Source organism: Sinosporangium siamense (genome assembly GCF_016863435.1).
Taxonomy (GTDB): Bacteria; Actinomycetota; Actinomycetes; order Streptosporangiales; family Streptosporangiaceae; genus Sinosporangium; species Sinosporangium siamense.
Genome location: NZ_BOOW01000009.1, coordinates 20,726 through 36,249, shown reverse-complemented (window position 1 = coordinate 36,249; position 15,524 = coordinate 20,726). Strand labels below are relative to the sequence as shown.

12 protein-coding genes are annotated in these 15,524 nt (G+C 69.9%); 6 read left to right on the top strand and 6 right to left on the bottom strand.

Translation table 11 applies throughout. The features are described from left to right. Nucleotides 1–156: 156 nt before the first annotated feature. From Ssi02_RS07505 to icmA, 3 genes are all read right to left on the bottom strand, one after another. Nucleotides 157–1,566 carry an NAD-dependent malic enzyme gene (locus Ssi02_RS07505; protein WP_204022599.1) on the bottom strand — a complete coding sequence of 470 codons (1,410 nt, stop codon included), beginning with the start codon at nucleotides 1,564–1,566 and terminating at the stop codon, nucleotides 157–159. A gap of 429 nt (nucleotides 1,567–1,995) precedes the next feature. Further along, a complete protein-coding gene (locus tag Ssi02_RS07500) occupies nucleotides 1,996–2,955 on the bottom strand; it encodes a tetratricopeptide repeat protein (protein ID WP_204022598.1) in 960 nt (319 codons plus the stop codon). 49 nt (nucleotides 2,956–3,004) lie between these two features. Continuing rightward, nucleotides 3,005–4,678: a coenzyme B12-dependent isobutyryl-CoA mutase large subunit gene (gene icmA, locus Ssi02_RS07495; protein ID WP_204022597.1), complete on the bottom strand. Its 1,674-nt coding sequence runs from the start codon at nucleotides 4,676–4,678 to the stop codon at nucleotides 3,005–3,007. A 220-nt stretch (nucleotides 4,679–4,898) separates the two neighbouring features. Between icmA and Ssi02_RS07490 the strand changes: the two genes are divergently transcribed. Beyond that, nucleotides 4,899–6,626 carry a S8 family peptidase gene (locus Ssi02_RS07490; RefSeq protein ID WP_239128673.1) on the top strand — a complete coding sequence of 576 codons (1,728 nt, stop codon included), beginning with the start codon at nucleotides 4,899–4,901 and terminating at the stop codon, nucleotides 6,624–6,626. An 84-nt stretch (nucleotides 6,627–6,710) separates the two neighbouring features. On the opposite strand, the gene Ssi02_RS07485 is transcribed toward Ssi02_RS07490, so the two are convergent. Further along, the gene (locus tag Ssi02_RS07485; RefSeq protein ID WP_204022596.1) at nucleotides 6,711–7,280 is read right to left on the bottom strand and encodes a MarR family winged helix-turn-helix transcriptional regulator; all 570 of its coding nucleotides are present in this window, start codon (nucleotides 7,278–7,280) and stop codon (nucleotides 6,711–6,713) included. A gap of 396 nt (nucleotides 7,281–7,676) precedes the next feature. Here Ssi02_RS07485 and Ssi02_RS07480 point away from each other — a divergent pair, with 396 nt between their 5' ends. Beyond that, entirely contained in the window at nucleotides 7,677–9,104 is a 1,428-nt protein-coding gene (locus tag Ssi02_RS07480; RefSeq protein WP_204022594.1) for a hypothetical protein, read from the top strand. 42 nt (nucleotides 9,105–9,146) lie between these two features. Beyond that, nucleotides 9,147–9,854, top strand: a complete 708-nt coding sequence (locus tag Ssi02_RS07475; RefSeq protein WP_204022593.1) for a DUF4230 domain-containing protein — start codon at nucleotides 9,147–9,149, stop codon at nucleotides 9,852–9,854. Between the two features lie 57 nt (nucleotides 9,855–9,911). Here the strand turns inward: Ssi02_RS07475 and Ssi02_RS07470 are convergent, their stop codons facing one another. Further along, a complete protein-coding gene (locus Ssi02_RS07470) occupies nucleotides 9,912–11,093 on the bottom strand; it encodes an acetyl-CoA C-acetyltransferase (protein ID WP_204022592.1) in 1,182 nt (393 codons plus the stop codon). A gap of 122 nt (nucleotides 11,094–11,215) precedes the next feature. On the opposite strand from Ssi02_RS07470, the gene mce reads away from it, so the two are divergent. From mce to Ssi02_RS07455, 3 genes are all read left to right on the top strand, one after another. Continuing rightward, nucleotides 11,216–11,644: a methylmalonyl-CoA epimerase gene (gene mce / locus Ssi02_RS07465; RefSeq protein WP_204022590.1), complete on the top strand. Its 429-nt coding sequence runs from the start codon at nucleotides 11,216–11,218 to the stop codon at nucleotides 11,642–11,644. A 201-nt stretch (nucleotides 11,645–11,845) separates the two neighbouring features. Continuing rightward, nucleotides 11,846–13,138, top strand: coding sequence for a DivIVA domain-containing protein (locus tag Ssi02_RS07460; RefSeq protein WP_204022588.1), 1,293 nt, complete (start codon nucleotides 11,846–11,848; stop codon nucleotides 13,136–13,138). 427 nt (nucleotides 13,139–13,565) lie between these two features. Further along, nucleotides 13,566–14,705 carry an AI-2E family transporter gene (locus Ssi02_RS07455; RefSeq protein WP_239128672.1) on the top strand — a complete coding sequence of 380 codons (1,140 nt, stop codon included), beginning with the start codon at nucleotides 13,566–13,568 and terminating at the stop codon, nucleotides 14,703–14,705. A 3-nt stretch (nucleotides 14,706–14,708) separates the two neighbouring features. Here the strand turns inward: Ssi02_RS07455 and Ssi02_RS07450 are convergent, their stop codons facing one another. Beyond that, a complete protein-coding gene (locus tag Ssi02_RS07450; RefSeq protein WP_204022587.1) occupies nucleotides 14,709–15,485 on the bottom strand; it encodes an alpha/beta fold hydrolase in 777 nt (258 codons plus the stop codon). Between the last annotated feature and the right edge of the window lie 39 nt (nucleotides 15,486–15,524).

The window sequence follows — 15,524 nt, the reverse complement described above, 5'->3', positions numbered from 1 at the left end:
CAAACCAACCGGATCGCCCACATCAGATCATTTACCTCACCAGGTGGTCAATACCAGTCAGCTGGATCGCCTCCATCTGGTCCGTACCGGTCATGACAAAGAGGCGGGCGGCGCCGTTCACAATCGAACGGCACCGCCCGCCTAGAGCGCTGAGGTCTACGCCTCCGTGAAGCCCCTGGCCCGGCCACCCGCGGACTCGCGGACGGCGGCGGCCACCGCACCCGCCACGTCCGGGTGGAAGACGCTGGGGATGATGTAGTTCGGGCCGAGCTCCTCGTCCGACACGACGGCGGCCAGCGCACGCGCCGCGGCGAGCAGCATCTCCTGGGTCACGTGGTTGGCCTGCGCGTCGAGCAGACCGCGGAAGACGCCGGGGAAGGCCAGCACGTTGTTGATCTGGTTGGGATAGTCGGACCGGCCCGTCGCCACCACCGAGGCGTGCTCACGCGCGTCGTCGGGCGAGACCTCAGGCTCGGGGTTGGCGAGGGCGAAGACCACCGCCCCCTCCGCCATCGTCGCGATGTCGTCGCCGGAGAGGATGCCCGGAGCCGACACGCCCACGAAGACGTCGGCGCCCTTCACCGCACCCCGCAGGTCGCCGCTGTAGCCCTCGGCGTTGGTGTGCTCGGCGATCCAGCGCAGCGAGTCGTCGAGGTCGCTGCGCCCGCTGTGCACGGCGCCGCGATAGTCGCACACGATCAGGTTGCGCGCTCCCGCGGCCATCAGCAGCCGGAGTACGGCGGTGCCGGCCGCACCGGCGCCCGCCATCGTGATGCGCACCTGCGAGAGGTCCTTGCCGACCACGCGCAGCGCGTTGGTCAGCGCCGCCAGCACGCAGATGGCCGTGCCGTGCTGGTCGTCGTGGAAGACCGGGATGTCGAGCAGCTCGCGCAGCCGTCTTTCGACCTCGAAGCATCTCGGCGCCGAGATGTCCTCCAGGTTGATGCCGCCGAAGCCGGGGGCGAGCACCTGGACCGTTCGCACGATCTCGTCGACGTCCTGGGTGTCGAGGCAGATGGGCCAGGCGTCGATTCCGGCGAACCGCTTGAACAGCGCCGCCTTGCCCTCCATCACCGGAAGCGCCGCCGCCGGGCCGATGTTGCCGAGGCCGAGCACCGCCGAGCCGTCGCTCACGACCGCCACGCTGTTGCGTTTGATCGTCAGCCGCCGCGCGTCCTCCGGGTTGCGCGCGATCGCCATGGAGACCCGGGCGACACCCGGGGTGTAGGCCATGGACAACTCGTCACGGGTGCGCAGCGGCACCTTGGACTTCATCTCGATCTTGCCGCCGAGGTGCATGAGGAAGGTGCGGTCGGAGACCTTGTGAATGACAATGCCCTCGACGGATTCGAGGGCATCGACGATCGCTTGAGCGTGATCGGTGTCCTTGGCGGCACACGTCACGTCGATCCGCAGGCGTTCGTGACCCGCGTTCGTCACGTCGAGCGCGGTGACGATGCCCCCGGCGTTCTCTACCGCGTGCGTGAGCTGGCTGACGGCCTTGCCTCCAGCCGAGACCTCAAGCCGCACCGTAATGGAATAAGACACACTGGGGACGGTGGCCACAGTCAACGCTCCTTCGCGCCTGACTTTGCATCGGGATGCTTCCATCGTGCCACCACCCATCGAGTGACAACGCCGCAACCAGCCGATTTCCTCCGCAAGCAGGGGCCCCAACCCCTCCTGCACCCGGTCAACCCCCTTCTTCCCTGTGACCCACCCCACATCACCCACTCATATCCGGCCCTCCACGAACCCCCTGTCTCTCCTCGCCCAAACCCTCCACCACCGGGCCGCGAGGCCGGGCGCGGGCACACATCGAGGAGTCCGCGCCGGCGGGCTTTTGCCGTACCGGCGCCGGAAACGGGCAAGCGGGTGCCGGCCGTGGGGGCACACGGCCGGAGGGGGAACGGACCGGTCGCCGTCTCAGGGGGATGGAGGCCGCGCTCCGGGAAAGGGGGCGATCCGCGCTCCGCGGGCGCTGGAAGGGCAGAGCTAAAACAGGGCGCTGGCCAGGGCGCGGCGGGCCTTGCTCACGGCGGGGTCGTCGGCGGGGAGCGTCTCGAAGAGGCCGAGGAGGTGCACCCTGGCCTTGTCGCGTTCCTCGCCCGCGCTGCGGCGCACGACGCCGATCAGGCGGTCGAAGGCGATCTCCACGGCACCGGAGAGCATCTCCAGGTCGGCCGCCTGGCACTGGGCCTCGGCGTCGGCGGAGTCGGCGGCGCGGCGGGCCACGTCGGCGGGGTCGAGGTTCTCGGTGCGGCGGATGAGCCCCACGGCCGCGAGACCCATGCGGGCGTCCTCGTCGGCGGGGGAACGCGCCAGCAGCCGCTGGTAGGCGGCCTCGGCGGCGCCGAGATCGCCGTCGTCGATGGCCTTCTCTGCGGCGAGGATGTCGGGGTCGACGGGCGGCTCGGCCTCGCCGGCGGGGACCTGCTCGCCTTCCTCACCGCCGGGCTCGCCGGTCAGGTATTGCGCGAGGGCCTCCATCAGCTGGTCGAGCCACTGCCGCACCTGCGCCTCGGGCAGCGCACCCTGGAAGCCGGTGACGACCTGCCCCTGGAAGATCGCCATGACGGTCGGGACGCTCTGCACCCGCAGGGCACCGCTGACCTGGGGGCTGGCGTCGACGTCGACCTTGGCGAGCACCCACTTGCCGCCCGCCTCCGCGGCGAGTTTCTCAAGGATCGGGCTGAGCTGCTTGCACGGCTGGCACCACGTCGCCCACAGGTCGAGGATGACGGGCGTGCGCATGGAACGCTCAACGACCTCGGACTGGAAGGTGTCGTCGGTAACGTCGATCACGGTCACCGCGCCACCCCCGGCCGCGCCGGCCGGAGGGGCCGCCTGGGCTTGGGCCTGGCGGCGGGCCTGCGCCTCCAGGGCCTGCTTGCGCGCTCCGAGGTCCACCGCCCCGTAGAGCGATCCGGGTCGTTTGAAGTCCGCTGGGCTCATGTCTCCATCCTGCCGTATCCGGGACGTGATACCCCCCTGCCGGGCCCCCTCAGAAGCACGCAGGTTCGCGGTATTCACCCCACTCCCGGCGAAGCGTGTCGCAAATCTCCCCAAGCGTTACCTCTGCCCTGGCCGCCGCGAGCATCGCCGGGATCATGTTGTCGTCCGTGCGCGCCGTCCCGGCCAGGCGCCGCAGCGCGCCGCGAACGGCTTCCGGGTCACGTGCGGTACGGCGGGCGGCCAGCACGAGCGACTGTTCGTCCTCGACCTCGTGGCCGATGCGCATGACGGGGAGGGGTTCGCCGACGGTGGAGGTGTGGCGGTCGACGCCGACCAGGGGTTTCTCCCCTCGCTCCCGCCGCAACTGGTGGTCGTGGGCCGACGCGGCGATCTCCCTGACGAACCATCCCTCCCGGATGCCGCGGAGGATGCCGGAGGTCATGGTGCCGTCACCACCCATGTCCAGGATGCGGTGGAAGACGGCTTCCGCATCGGCTTCGACGGCGTCGGTGAGCGCCTCGACATACCAGGAGCCGCCCAGCGGATCGATCACGTGCGCGACCCCCGTCTCCTCCAGGATCACCTGCTGGGTGCGGAGTGCGATCTCGGCGGCCTGCTCCGACGGGAGCGCGAGGACCTCGTCCATGGCGTCGGTGTGCAGCGAGTTGGTGCCGCCGAGCACGGCGGACAGGGCCTCAAGAGCGGTGCGCACCACATTGTTACCGGGCTGCTGGGCGGTCAGCGACACCCCCGCGGTCTGGGTGTGGAAGCGCAGCCGCTGGGCCCTGACGGTGCGTGCGCCGTATACGTCTCTCATCCACCGCGCCCAGATGCGGCGGGCGGCCCTGAACTTGGCTATCTCCTCGAAAAAATCGATGTGGGCATCGAAGAAGAAGGAAATCCCGGGCGCGAATATGTCGAGGTCAAGCCCGCGCGAGAGTCCGAGTTCGACATATCCAAACCCGTCGGCCAGGGTGTAGGCGAGTTCTTGTGCGGCTGTTGCCCCCGCTTCCCTGATGTGGTAGCCGGAGACCGAAAGCGGCTTGTAGGCGGGGATCTTTGCCTTACAAAACTCCATCAGATCCCCGATAAGCCGCAAATGTGGCTCAGGCTCGAACAGCCATTCCTTCTGCGCGATGTACTCCTTGAAGATGTCCGTCTGGAGCGTCCCGTCGAGCCGGCCGATGTCCACTCCCTGGCGTTCCGCCGCCACGAGATACATGCAGAAGATCGGCACGGCGGGGCCGCTGATCGTCATCGAGGTCGTGACCTCGCCCAGCGGGATGCCGTTGAAGAGCGTGTCCATGTCCTCGGCCGAGTCGACGGCGACCCCGCAGTGGCCGACCTCGCCGCGCGACAGGGGGTCGTCGGAGTCCCTGCCCATGAGTGTGGGCATGTCAAAGGCCACCGAGAGCCCGCCGCCGCCGGCGCCGAGGATCATCTTGTAGCGCTCGTTGGTCTGCCTCGCTCCGCCGAATCCGGCGAACTGGCGAATCGTCCAGGCCCGCCCCCGGTAGCCCGTGGTGTACAACCCGCGGGTGTAGGGGAACTCGCCCGGCCAGCCGATGCGGTCGAAACGCGGGTCGGCGGCCCCTTCGGGCGGGCCGTACACCGGATCGACCTCGCGGCCCGACAGTGTGGTGAAGTCGGCGTCACGCTTCGGCATCGCGTCGAATCGGGCCTGCCAGCGCGTTCTGCCGGATTCGATCTCGCTGCTGTCCATCGATTCCCCCTGGACTGCCCCGATACCTCACACAATAGGACTCCATCGCGGACTGCCCGAGCAACACCAACTTATGGCAGATGCCGTAAAAATATGGATACACGCGCTCCCAGCACGCCTCCATGTCACACATTGGCCGCAAATATCCGCGAAGCGCTGACATGCCCTCCGATGATCAGTCAAATTATCGCGAAAGCTTCTCAGGCATACGGAGGCAAGCGTGAAGCGTGCCATCATGATCACTACGGTCGCCGCATTAGCGGCGACCGCTCTGGTAGCGCCCGCACAGGCGCGGCCCGTGTCCGCGCCGAACGCGGTCGAGGGCGAATACGTGGTCCTCTACAAGGAAGGCGTCACCGGGGCACAAGGCGGCCAGGCGGTGAAGGCCGCGGGCGGCACCGTCGTCAAGGAGAACACCGCCATCGGGCTCGCGCTCGCGACCAGCGCCGACGGCGACTTCGCCGCCTCGCTCCAGAGCGACCCGGCCGTCGAGGGAGTCGCGCGCAACCGCAGCATCGGCACCTCGCCCGACGGCATCCGGGCCAAGGGCGTGGCGCGGGCGATCGCCGACAAGCAGGCCGTCGAGCAGGAGGGCCGCGAGGCCGGGCCGAGCGCCGGGGTCGCCGCCGCGCCCAGGCCGCGGGCGGAACCCCTGTCCGAGCTGCAGTGGGACATGAAGCAGATCAAGGCCACGGCGGACGGCGCCCACAAGTATCAGCAGGGCAGGAAGGAGGTGCTCGTCGGTGTGATCGACACCGGCGTCGACGGCTCCCACCCCGACATCGCGCCCAACTTCAACCGTGCGCTCAGCCGTAACTTCACGGTCGACATCCCGGTCGACGCGAACGGCCAGGAGGTCGACGGCCCCTGCGAGGCCGAGCCCGACCGGTCGTGCGACGACCCGAACGACGTCGACGAGCGCGGCCACGGCACCCACGTCGCCTCGTCGATCGCCTCACCGGTCAACGGCCTCGGCATCGCCGGCGTGGCTCCCAAGGTGTCGCTGGTCAACCTGCGGGCGGGCCAGGACTCCGGTTTCTTCTTCCTGTATCCCAGCGTGGAAGCGATCACATACGCCGCCGACATCGGCGTGGACGTCGTCAACATGAGCTACTACATCGACCCGTGGCTCTTCAACTGCGCCGACAACCCCGCCGACTCCGCGGCGAACCGCCTTGAGCAGCACACGGTCATCACGGCGACCCAGCGCGCCCTGGCCTACGCCCACCGCCGCAACGTGACCCTGGTCGCGGCGGCGGGCAACGAGGGCATGGACTACACCAAGGAGAACACCGACACCAGCAGTCCCAACTTCGTCAGCGAGCCCGGCGAGGCGCCCTACAGCCGGATCATTCCCCCGAGCTGCCTGTCGCTGCCCTCCGAAGGCCAGAACGTCATCAGCGTGGCCTCGACCGGAATCAGCAAGCGCAAGTCCTATTACTCCAGCCACGGCAACGGTTACACCGACATCGCGGGACCGGGGGGCGACGTCTACGACACCCCCGAGAACCGGCGCGACATCACCAAGGCGACGCTGTCGGCCTATCCGAAGGCGGTGCTTGAGTCCGAGGGCCTGCTGAACCCGGACGGCACCCCCAACGTGAACAGCGTCGTGCGCGACTGCAAGGGCACGGAGTGCGCCTACTACCAATACCTCCAGGGCACCTCGATGGCCTCGCCCCGGGTGGCGGGGGTCGCCGCCCTCATCGTCAGTGAGTACGGCAGGCGGGATTCGCGCCGGCCGGGCCTGACCCTGCGGCCCGCGCTGGTGCAGAAGATCCTCAACAAGACCGCCACCCCGGTGCGCTGCCCGAGCCCGCCGGCCTATACCTACACCCGCCACCTGCCGAACGGCACCACCGTCACCACCACGCACACCTGCGAGGGCGGCAAGACCAACGGCTTCTACGGCGCCGGCATCGTCGACGCCCTGCGGGCCGTGCGCTAACCCGCGACCACATCACACGCCGGTGCCCGACATTTCGGGCACCGGCCCTCCCCTGGAAGAACCCCGCCCCCGAGTCCCGCCGATTCAGACCCCGGGCTCCCCCGCCCGGCCGCCGGCCCCTGCGCCCGCCGGGTCGCCGGCCTCCCCGGGGAAGTCCCCCGCCGCGATCCGGATGGTGCGCAGCATGTCGAACATCTCCTGCAACTGGGCTTCGCCGTACATCCCGAGGCCGAACTCGGCCCCCATCAGATCCGCGGTCGCCACCCGCACGATCTCCCGGCCCCGGTCGGTGATCTCCGCCAGCACGCCGCGCCCGTCGCGCGGGTTGCGCATCCGGCGGACAAGCCCGGCGCGTTCGAGGCGGTCGACCGTGTTCGTGACACTGGTCGGGTGGACCATGAGCCGTTCACCGATCTTGGAGAGCGGCAGTGACCCGCTCTTGCTGAAGGTCAGCAAGACGAGCGCCTCATACCTAGCGAAGGTCAAGTCGTAGGGCTTGAGAAGCGTGTCCAGTTGCGAGAGCAAGATCTGCTGCGCTCTCATGATCGATGTGACGGCGGCCATGGCCGAGGACGGCCCGAAGTGAACGCGCCAGTTTTGCGCGGCGCGCTCGATGGGGTCGAACGACAGGTTGAGCGACTTAGGCTGCGGCACAGCGCTACGCTAGCGCGCCTCTCGTCCTGGTTCGCCCATCTACGGTGAGTAACCGGTTCACCTCCTTGACCTAAGAAGCCGGACGTCAAACATCACGCTCAGTTATGGTTCTCGCATTGAACGGTGAGGCGGAGGCCCAAGAGGCACGCGGCGGGCACGTGTGGCCTCAAGGCTGTGATCAGCCATGCCTGCGCAGCAGGCCGACCGCGCGCATCAGCGCGCCGGGAGGATGGCGCCGGGGGTCGGCGCCGGGCTGGTCTCTCCGCTCACGCAGGGGGGCACGGGGAGACTTGATGAATATGGACGTGGCGCCGCCGTGGCGCCAAACCCAGGCGCGCCAAACCCAGGCGCAGACCGCCGACGCCGCGGAGCCGATCGTCCGGCTCCCGCGCGCTCGTGCGTGACCGCAGGGGCGTTTCACGCGAGGAGCTGAAGCAGAGCGCCGCGACGACCGTCGCGGTGCTGCTGGTCCTTGGCCTGGCGACGGCGTGGAGCGTCCTCATCCCCGGGGTCAACGCCTGGGACAACATCGTGGCCGCGGTGATCGGCTCGCTCCGGCTGACCGGCCCGGTCGCCACGGCGTTCGCCGCCTGGGTCGCGGTGCGCCGGCGCAGGGCGGTCCGCAAACGCCGGCCGACCACGTGGCAGGCGCTGAAGGCGCCGCTCGCGATCCTGGTGGTGGTCGCGGGCTCGTTCGGGGCGACGATCGCCGTGCTCGCCGCGCAGTCGGCGCTGACCGAGCAGGCGGGCAGGCTGCTGCCCGGCGGCCTCGCGATGGGCATGGCGGGCCTCGCCCTCTACGCCGCGATCGGCTGGGTGGCGGGGTGGGCCCTGCCGTGGATCGCGACCCCGATCGCCGCCGGGGTGGGCTGCTACGGGCTGTTCACCTGGCTGGCCGACGGCTCGTCGTGGGCCGACCGGTTCGCGCCCGCCACGCGCGAGCCGTACGACGTCTTCGGCGGGCTCGGCGGCACCGCCTTCGCCGACCAGACGGTGTGGCTGCTCGGGGTGAGCGCCGTGCTGCTGCTCGGGTGGGCGGCGGTGGTGACGCGGCGGCCGCTGGCGTTCACCGCCGCCGGGCTCGCGGTGATCGCCGCCGGGGTGGGCATGGCCAGGCTGGCCTCCGCCCCCGGGCCGTCCGCGGGGAGCCCCGTCGCCTATGCCTGCCAGAGGTGGCCGATCACGGTTTGCGTGCACCCCGGCATGCGCACGGGGCTGACCGATCTGAACGCCGCCTTCACCAAGGTGGCCTCCCGGCTGGCGGGCACCCCGGCGGCGTTCACGCGGGTCGAGCAGCGCCCGCGCGGGGGCAGGCCGGCGACCCTCTCGCCGGGGATGGTGCAGATCCACGTGGACGACCTCGCGGCCGGCTTCGCCGACGAGGCGACCGCGGAGTTCGTCGAGACCCTGGCCAAGTCCTGCCCGGCGTCCCCCGCGGGGGGCTACCGGGAGATCGTCACGGCCTGGTTGAAGAACGAGCCGCTGCCCGCGGGGCCGCTGCTCGAGCATCAGAACGCGGCGGCGTGGTTCTCCGGGCTGACGGATTTCCAGCGGCGTGACTGGCTCCGGCTGTTTTATGCGGACTTCTCCACCTGCCGGCTGACCGGGGCGCATTTCGCGGGCGGCCAGATGGCGCAGGCCGACCCCTGGCACGGCACGCCCCGGCAGAGTTATCCGGTCAATCCGACGCCCGGCGGCAGTCCGCCCGCCGTGCCGCTGCCGTCCCTCTCCTATCCGGTGCGCCATGCGCCCGCCGGCCCCCTCGGCACACCGCCGGGTCCACCGGGGCTCCAGGGGCGGGGCGCACCTGGACGAACACCGTGATCGCGTGAGAAGGAGTCCACAGCGGGAAGGTAAGGAAACGTGATGTCGGAGAATTCCCCCGATTCCCCCCGGACCACACCGGCCGACCACTCCGGCGACCTCCGGCCACCACGCCGGCGCCTGGGGTGGGGCTGGCGACTCCTGGTGGGATTCGTCGTCTTTGTGGCTCTTCTGGTGGGTGGCGGGTGGCTCGCGTGGTCGTGGCTCAACCCGTTCGGTGAGGACGTGATCGACCGCAGCGGGCCCGCGCTCCTGCAGTCGATCCACGATCTGAGCCGGTTCGAGGCGGCGTCGGGCGACTTCCAGGTCGTGGTGGACATGGAGAAGGACGCGGCGTTCCTCCCCGACGCGATCAAAGGGGAGCGCACGTTGTTCGTGGCCGCCGGATCCGTGGACGCCTACGTCGACTTCGCCGGCCTCGGCGGCGACGCCCTGAAGGTCTCGGGCGACCGCACCTCGGTCACGGTCCGCCTGCCCCGCGCGCAGCTGGAGAAGCCCAACCTCGACAACAAACGCTCCTATGTGTTCGCCCAGGAGCGTGGGCTGTTCGACCGGATGCGCGACTTCCTGTCCGGCTCGCCGGGCGACCAGCGCGAGCTCTACGCCCTGGCCGAGAGGAAGATCGGCGAGGCCGCCGTCGCGGGCGACCTGCGCGCCAGGGCCGAGGCCAACACCAAGAACATGCTGGAGAGCCTGCTCAAATCCCTCGGCTTCACCAAGGTCACCGTCGAATACGTCGCGAGCCCTTAAGCCGGAGAGGTCCGCGACCGGCCGGTCGCGGACCTCTCTTTCAGCATACGGCGGAGCCTACGGAACGCGGATGATCAGCGCGTCGCCCTGCCCGCCCCCGCCGCAGAGCCCCGCGGCGCCGAGGCCGCCGCCCCTGCGCTTGAGCTCGTGGGCGAGCGCGAGCACGATGCGGGCGCCGGAGGCCCCAATGGGGTGGCCGACGGCGATGCCGCCGCCGTTGACGTTCACCTTGTCGATGGAGACGCCGAGTTCCCTGGCCGACTGGATCACCACGGCGGAGAACGCCTCGTTGATCTCCAGCAGGTCGAGGTCGTCGACGACGAGGCCCTGCTTGCTCAGGGCGTGCTTGATCGCGTTGGCCGGCTGGGACTGGAGGGAGTTGTCCGGCCCGGCCACGTTGCCGTGGGCGCCGATCTCGGCGAGCCAGGTGAGCCCGAGCTCCTCGGCCTTGGTCTTGGACATCACGACGACGGCGCACGCCCCGTCGGAGATCTGGGAGGCCGAGCCGGCCGTGATCGTGCCGTCCTTGGTGAAGGCGGGGCGGAGCCCCGCCAGCGCCTCGACCGTGGTGTCGGGGCGCACGCCCTCGTCGGCCGCGAAGAGCACGGGGTCGCCCTTGCGCTGCGGGATCGGCACCGGGACGATCTCGTCGTCCAGGACCCCGTTCTTGATCGCCTCGGCTGCGAGGCGGTGCGAACGCGCCGCGAACTCGTCCTGCTCCTGCCGGGTGAGGCCGAGCGGCTTATTGTGGTGTTCGGTGGACTCGCCCATGGCGATCTGGTCGAAGGCGTCGGTGAGCCCGTCGTAGGCCATGGCGTCGACTACCTGGGCCCCGCCGTATTTCACGCCCTTGCGGAAGGCCGGGAGCAGGTGGGGGGCGTTGCTCATGGACTCCATGCCGCCGGCCACGACGATGTCGAACTCGCCGGCGCGGATGAGCTGGTCGGCCAGCGCGATGGCGTCGAGGCCGGACAGGCACACCTTGTTGATCGTCAGGGACGGCACGGTCATGGGAACGCCCGCCTTGACCGCCGCCTGCCGGGACGGGATCTGCCCCGCTCCGGCCTGTAGGACCTGGCCCATGATGACGTATTGCACGCTCTCAGGGGACACACCCGCGCGGTCAAGTGCGGCTTTGATGGCGATGCCACCGAGTTCGACCGCGGACAGTCCGGAGAGCGAGCCGAGCAGTCGGCCGATGGGCGTGCGAGCTCCGGCGACAATGACGGAACCGGACATCTAAGGGGCCTCCCTCTCGGGGTTGGAGCAACTTTTGCCACCATATCCAGAGGGTTCCCGGTGACTGTGAGGCAGGTCGCCCCCGGAATCATGGACAACAACGTCGCAGAGAGGGACCACCGATGATTTTGAGAATCGATCACGTCGGCATCGCGTGCCACGACCTTGAGGCCACCATCGCGCTCTACCAGAAGACCTTCGGCCTGAAGGTGGTGCATCGCGAGGTCAACGAGGAGCAGGGCGTGCGCGAGGCGATGCTGCACGTCGCCGACGGTGAGACCGGCGGCTCGTACATCCAGCTCCTCGAACCGCTCCACCCCGACACGCCGGTCGGCAAGTTCCTCGCCACCCGGGGCGAGGGAGTGCACCATGTGGCGTACGGAGTGTCGGACGTGGCCGGGGCTATGGACGAGATCGCGGCGACAGGGGTGCGCCTGATCGACAAAACCCCGCGGCACGGCTCGATGAACTCTTCCATCGCGTTTCTCCATCCCAAGGATGTGGGAGGCGTTCTGACCGAGCTGGTACAGGCTCCGCCGCGCGACTCGTGAACCCTGTGAACACAAGAAAGGTTCATACGTAACAAGTCGTACAGAAAGCTGGAGGGGGCCGCCTAGGCCGCAGCAGCGGAGTACGCTGGGCTACCAACGGACGTGGGTTCTGCGTGGGCGCAACGCCCTCCCGCCTCGGATGTCCGAACCCCCCGTCCGGCACCCCGTGAAGCCGTCTCGACAACCCAGGATCGAGCCTCCATGCAGTCCGACATCGACGCCCAATTGAACAACTTCTTCGAGGACGCCCCCGCGCGGGAATTCGACGTGGTGCTCCGCGGTTACGACCGGCACCAGGTCCACGACCACCTCAAGCAGCTCGACAACGAGCTGCGCCAGTCGCGCGAGCAACTCGGCACCCTCCAGCGGGAGCTCTCCGACTCCCAGCGCCAGCTCCAGGAGCAGGAGCGCCCGACCTACTCCGGGCTCGGTGCGCGCATCGAGCAGCTCCTGCGCCTCGCCGAGGAGCAGGCCACCGAGCTGGTGCAGGCCGCGCGTTCCGAGGCGAACGAGATCAAGGCCGCGGCCAAGGTCGATGCCGCGGACGCGCGTGCCGCCGCCGAGAACGAAGCGGCCGAGAAGCGCGCGCTGGCCAGCCGCGAGGCCGACGAGACCCGCACCACCGCCGAACGCGACGCCGAGGAGATCCGCTCGACGGCCCGCCGCGAGGCCGACGAGCTGACCGCGACGACCGAGCGCGAGGTCTCCAAGCTCCGCGCCACGGCCGACCACGAGGTGGCCGAGAAGCGCGCCGACTCCGAGCGTGAGATCGCCAAGCTCCGCACGACGACCGAGCGCGAGGTCGCCCAGCTCCGCGCCTCGACCAAGCGTGAGCGCGACGAGGTGCTGACGACCGCCAAGCGGCAGGCCGACGAGATGCGGGCGCAGGCCCAGCGGGTGCTGGAGGAGTCCGAGGCCAAACGCGCCCAGGACGAGGCGGAGTTCGACATCCAGCTCGCCGCCCGCCGCGAGGAGGCGGAGCGGCAGGAGGCCGAGCGCCACGCCACCGCGCAGGCCGCGACCCAGAAGCTCGTGGCCGAGGCCGAGCAGCGGGCCGCGACCGCCGAGCAGCGGGCCACCAAGGCCACGCAGCAGGCCGAGCAGACCCGCCGCGAGGCCGACACGCACGCCAAGCAGCTGCTCGCCAACGCGCGCAAGAACGCCGACCAGGTCGTGGCCGAGGCCAAGAGCAACGCCGACAACATCGTGAGCGAGGCCAAGTCGGAGGCCGAGCGCACCCGCACGGCGATGCAGCGCCAGGTCGACGAGCTGACCCGCCAGCGCGACAGCATCACGAGCCACCTGGCCCAGCTCCGTCAGCTCCTCGGCGGCGCGCCGCTCCCCGGCATGGACGACCCGGCTCCCGCCGTCACCGCGGCCCCGCCGAAGCCCGCCCTGGCCGCGACCGGTGCCGACAAGCCGGTGACCGCCTCGGCGTCCGTCAAGCCGGGCGTCGGCAAGTCCGACGACGACTCCGAGTGGTGGCAGGAGTAAACGAGCTGGCAGGACATTTGACAACGGGTTAGACGACGGGCTATCGGGGAGAGCCTGGCGACCTCGCAAAGGTCGCTGGGCTCTCTTGCCGTCTCCGGGGCGCCCTCACCGGCTCCCCGGAGGCCCGCCACCCCGCCTCTCTCAGTGCGACCGGAACATCCCCCCGGCATCCCCTCACGGCGCGGCCGGCACATCCCGTGTCCGCCCCATGCGGCGCGCAGCAGACATGTCCCGTGTCCCGCCCCACGCGGCGCACAACACGCATGTCCCGTGTCCTGTCCGGCCGCGGCGCCGGCGCCGCGTTCCAATCCCCCCCGGCCTGCGCCGATCGCCGCGCACGCGATAGAAGTGCGACCATCGTCCGCGGCACGCCGTGCCACAACGCCAAGTGCCCGGCGTCAGCCGTACTTCGCACAAAGGAGGGCCAGTGGCCGATTCCCCGAGCCCCGTTCCCGCGCCCGCGCCCGCTCCCGTGCCCGCCGCGCGTCCGCCGGCCGCGGGCGAGACGGAGAGCGGAAACCCCTTCGGACTGCCGGGCAAGCCGCTGTCCAAGAGCCCGTTCTTATTCGGCCTGTTCGGCGGCCTCGGCGTGCTGACCGCCATGGCGCTCGCGCAGGCGGTGACCAACGCGCGCAGTGTGATCGTGCTGATCGTCGTGGCGATGTTCCTGGCGGTCGGGCTCAACCCCGTGGTCGAGTTCCTGCAACGCAGACGCATGTCACGGCGTTGGGCGATCTCGCTGGTGTTCGGCGGGGTGATCGGTTTTTTTGTGTTGTTCGGCTTCGCGGTCGTGCCTCCGGTGGTGCAGGAGGTGAGCGACTTCGCCAACTCGGTGCCGCGCCTGCTGGAGGAGTTGAGCGCCAACCCCACGATCAAACAGCTCGACGCGGAGTTCAAACTGCTTGATCAGCTCAGGACCTATTTCCTGAGCGGCGGAGTCGGCGCGGCGCTCGCCGGGGGCATCTTCGGCTTCGGCGCGGTGGTCTTCAACGCGTTCTTCTCCGGCCTCACCCTGCTGGTGCTGACGCTCTATTTCCTCGGCTCGCTGGCCACCATCAAGGAATATCTCCTCAAGCTGGTCCCGTCCACCCGCAGGGAGCGCACGCAGGCGATCGGCGACGAGATCCTCACCGGCATCGGCGGCTATGTGGCAGGGAGCGCGACCATCTCCGCCACCGCGGGTGTGTTGTCCTATGTGTTCCTCTCGCTGGCCGGCGCGCAATACGCGTTGGCGATGGCCTTCGTGATCGCGCTCACAGACCTGATCCCGCTGGTGGGCGCGACGATCGGCGCGGTGGTCGTCAGCGGCATCGCTTTCCTGCAGTCGGTGCCGCTCGGCATCGCCTGCGTGATCTTTTTCTTGATCTATCAGCAGGTCGAGAACTACGTCATCTATCCGAGGGTGATGAAACGCTCGGTCGACATCACCCCGGCGGTCGCGGTCATCGCGGCGCTCTTCGGCGGCACGCTGATGGGCATCGTCGGCGCCCTGCTCGCCATCCCGGTGGCCGCCGCCATCGCGCTCATCCTCCGCGAGGTAGTGCTGCCCCGCCAGGCGCAGCTGTGAGCCTCAGCGGGCCCTGAGCCCGCCCAGGAACTCGACCAGCGCCCGGTTGAACGCCTCCGGCTGCTCCAGGGCGCTCAGATGGCCCGCCCGCGCGATCACCGCCAGCGAGCCGTACGGCAGAGCCTCGGCCATCGCCCGCGCCTCGGCCGGCGGGGTGAGGCCGTCCTCCTCCCCCACGACCACGAGGGCGGGCACCTGAAGCGCCCGCAACGTGCCGAACGAGTCGGGCCGGGCCGCCATGGCCCGCTGCGCCCACGCCACCGCCCGGGGCGGCGCGACCGAGGTCAGCGCGCGCACCCTGCCGAAGACCATGGCCCGGCCGGTCTTGGTGGTCTCGCCGACCAGATTGGGCAGCACCTGTTCGGAGAGGACCGAGGTGCCGTGCTCAAGGACGGCGGCCGCCATCGCCTCGCGGTTGAGCGCCGCCTGCGGGGGATCGGCGCCGGCCTTGGTGTCGGCGAGGACCACGCCGAGCAGCCGGTCGGCGTGACGGCGGCAGAAGGCCATCGTCACATAGCCACCCATGGACTGCCCGCCGACCACGGCGCGGTCGACGCCCTCGGCGTCGAGCAGCCGGGCCACATCGTCGGCCATGAGGTCGATCGAGGGCGGGTCGTCCCCCAGCGGCGACTCGCCGAATCCACGCATGTCCGGAGTGATCACGCGGTAGCGCGAGGAGAGCTCCTCACGCTGGGCGTGCCACATCGCCGACGAGAGGGGGAACGCGTGGAGCAGGACGACCGGCACCCCGCTCCCGGCCGACCGCGTGTGAAGCAACACAGGGATCACCGTAGACCGGGAACGTCCCCCTCCGCAGGC

Bases quoted from the DNA above. Each gene is read 5' to 3' on its own strand.
- Ssi02_RS07475 (WP_204022593.1), top strand. From the start codon at position 9,147: ATGTCGGAGAATTCCCCCGATTCCCCCCGGACCACACCGGCCGACCAC.
- Ssi02_RS07500 (WP_204022598.1), bottom strand. From the start codon at position 2,955: ATGAGCCCAGCGGACTTCAAACGACCCGGATCGCTCTACGGGGCGGTG.
- Ssi02_RS07460 (WP_204022588.1), top strand. From the start codon at position 11,846: ATGCAGTCCGACATCGACGCCCAATTGAACAACTTCTTCGAGGACGCC.
- mce (WP_204022590.1), top strand. From the start codon at position 11,216: ATGATTTTGAGAATCGATCACGTCGGCATCGCGTGCCACGACCTTGAG.
- icmA (WP_204022597.1), bottom strand. From the start codon at position 4,678: ATGGACAGCAGCGAGATCGAATCCGGCAGAACGCGCTGGCAGGCCCGA.
- Ssi02_RS07470 (WP_204022592.1), bottom strand. From the start codon at position 11,093: ATGTCCGGTTCCGTCATTGTCGCCGGAGCTCGCACGCCCATCGGCCGA.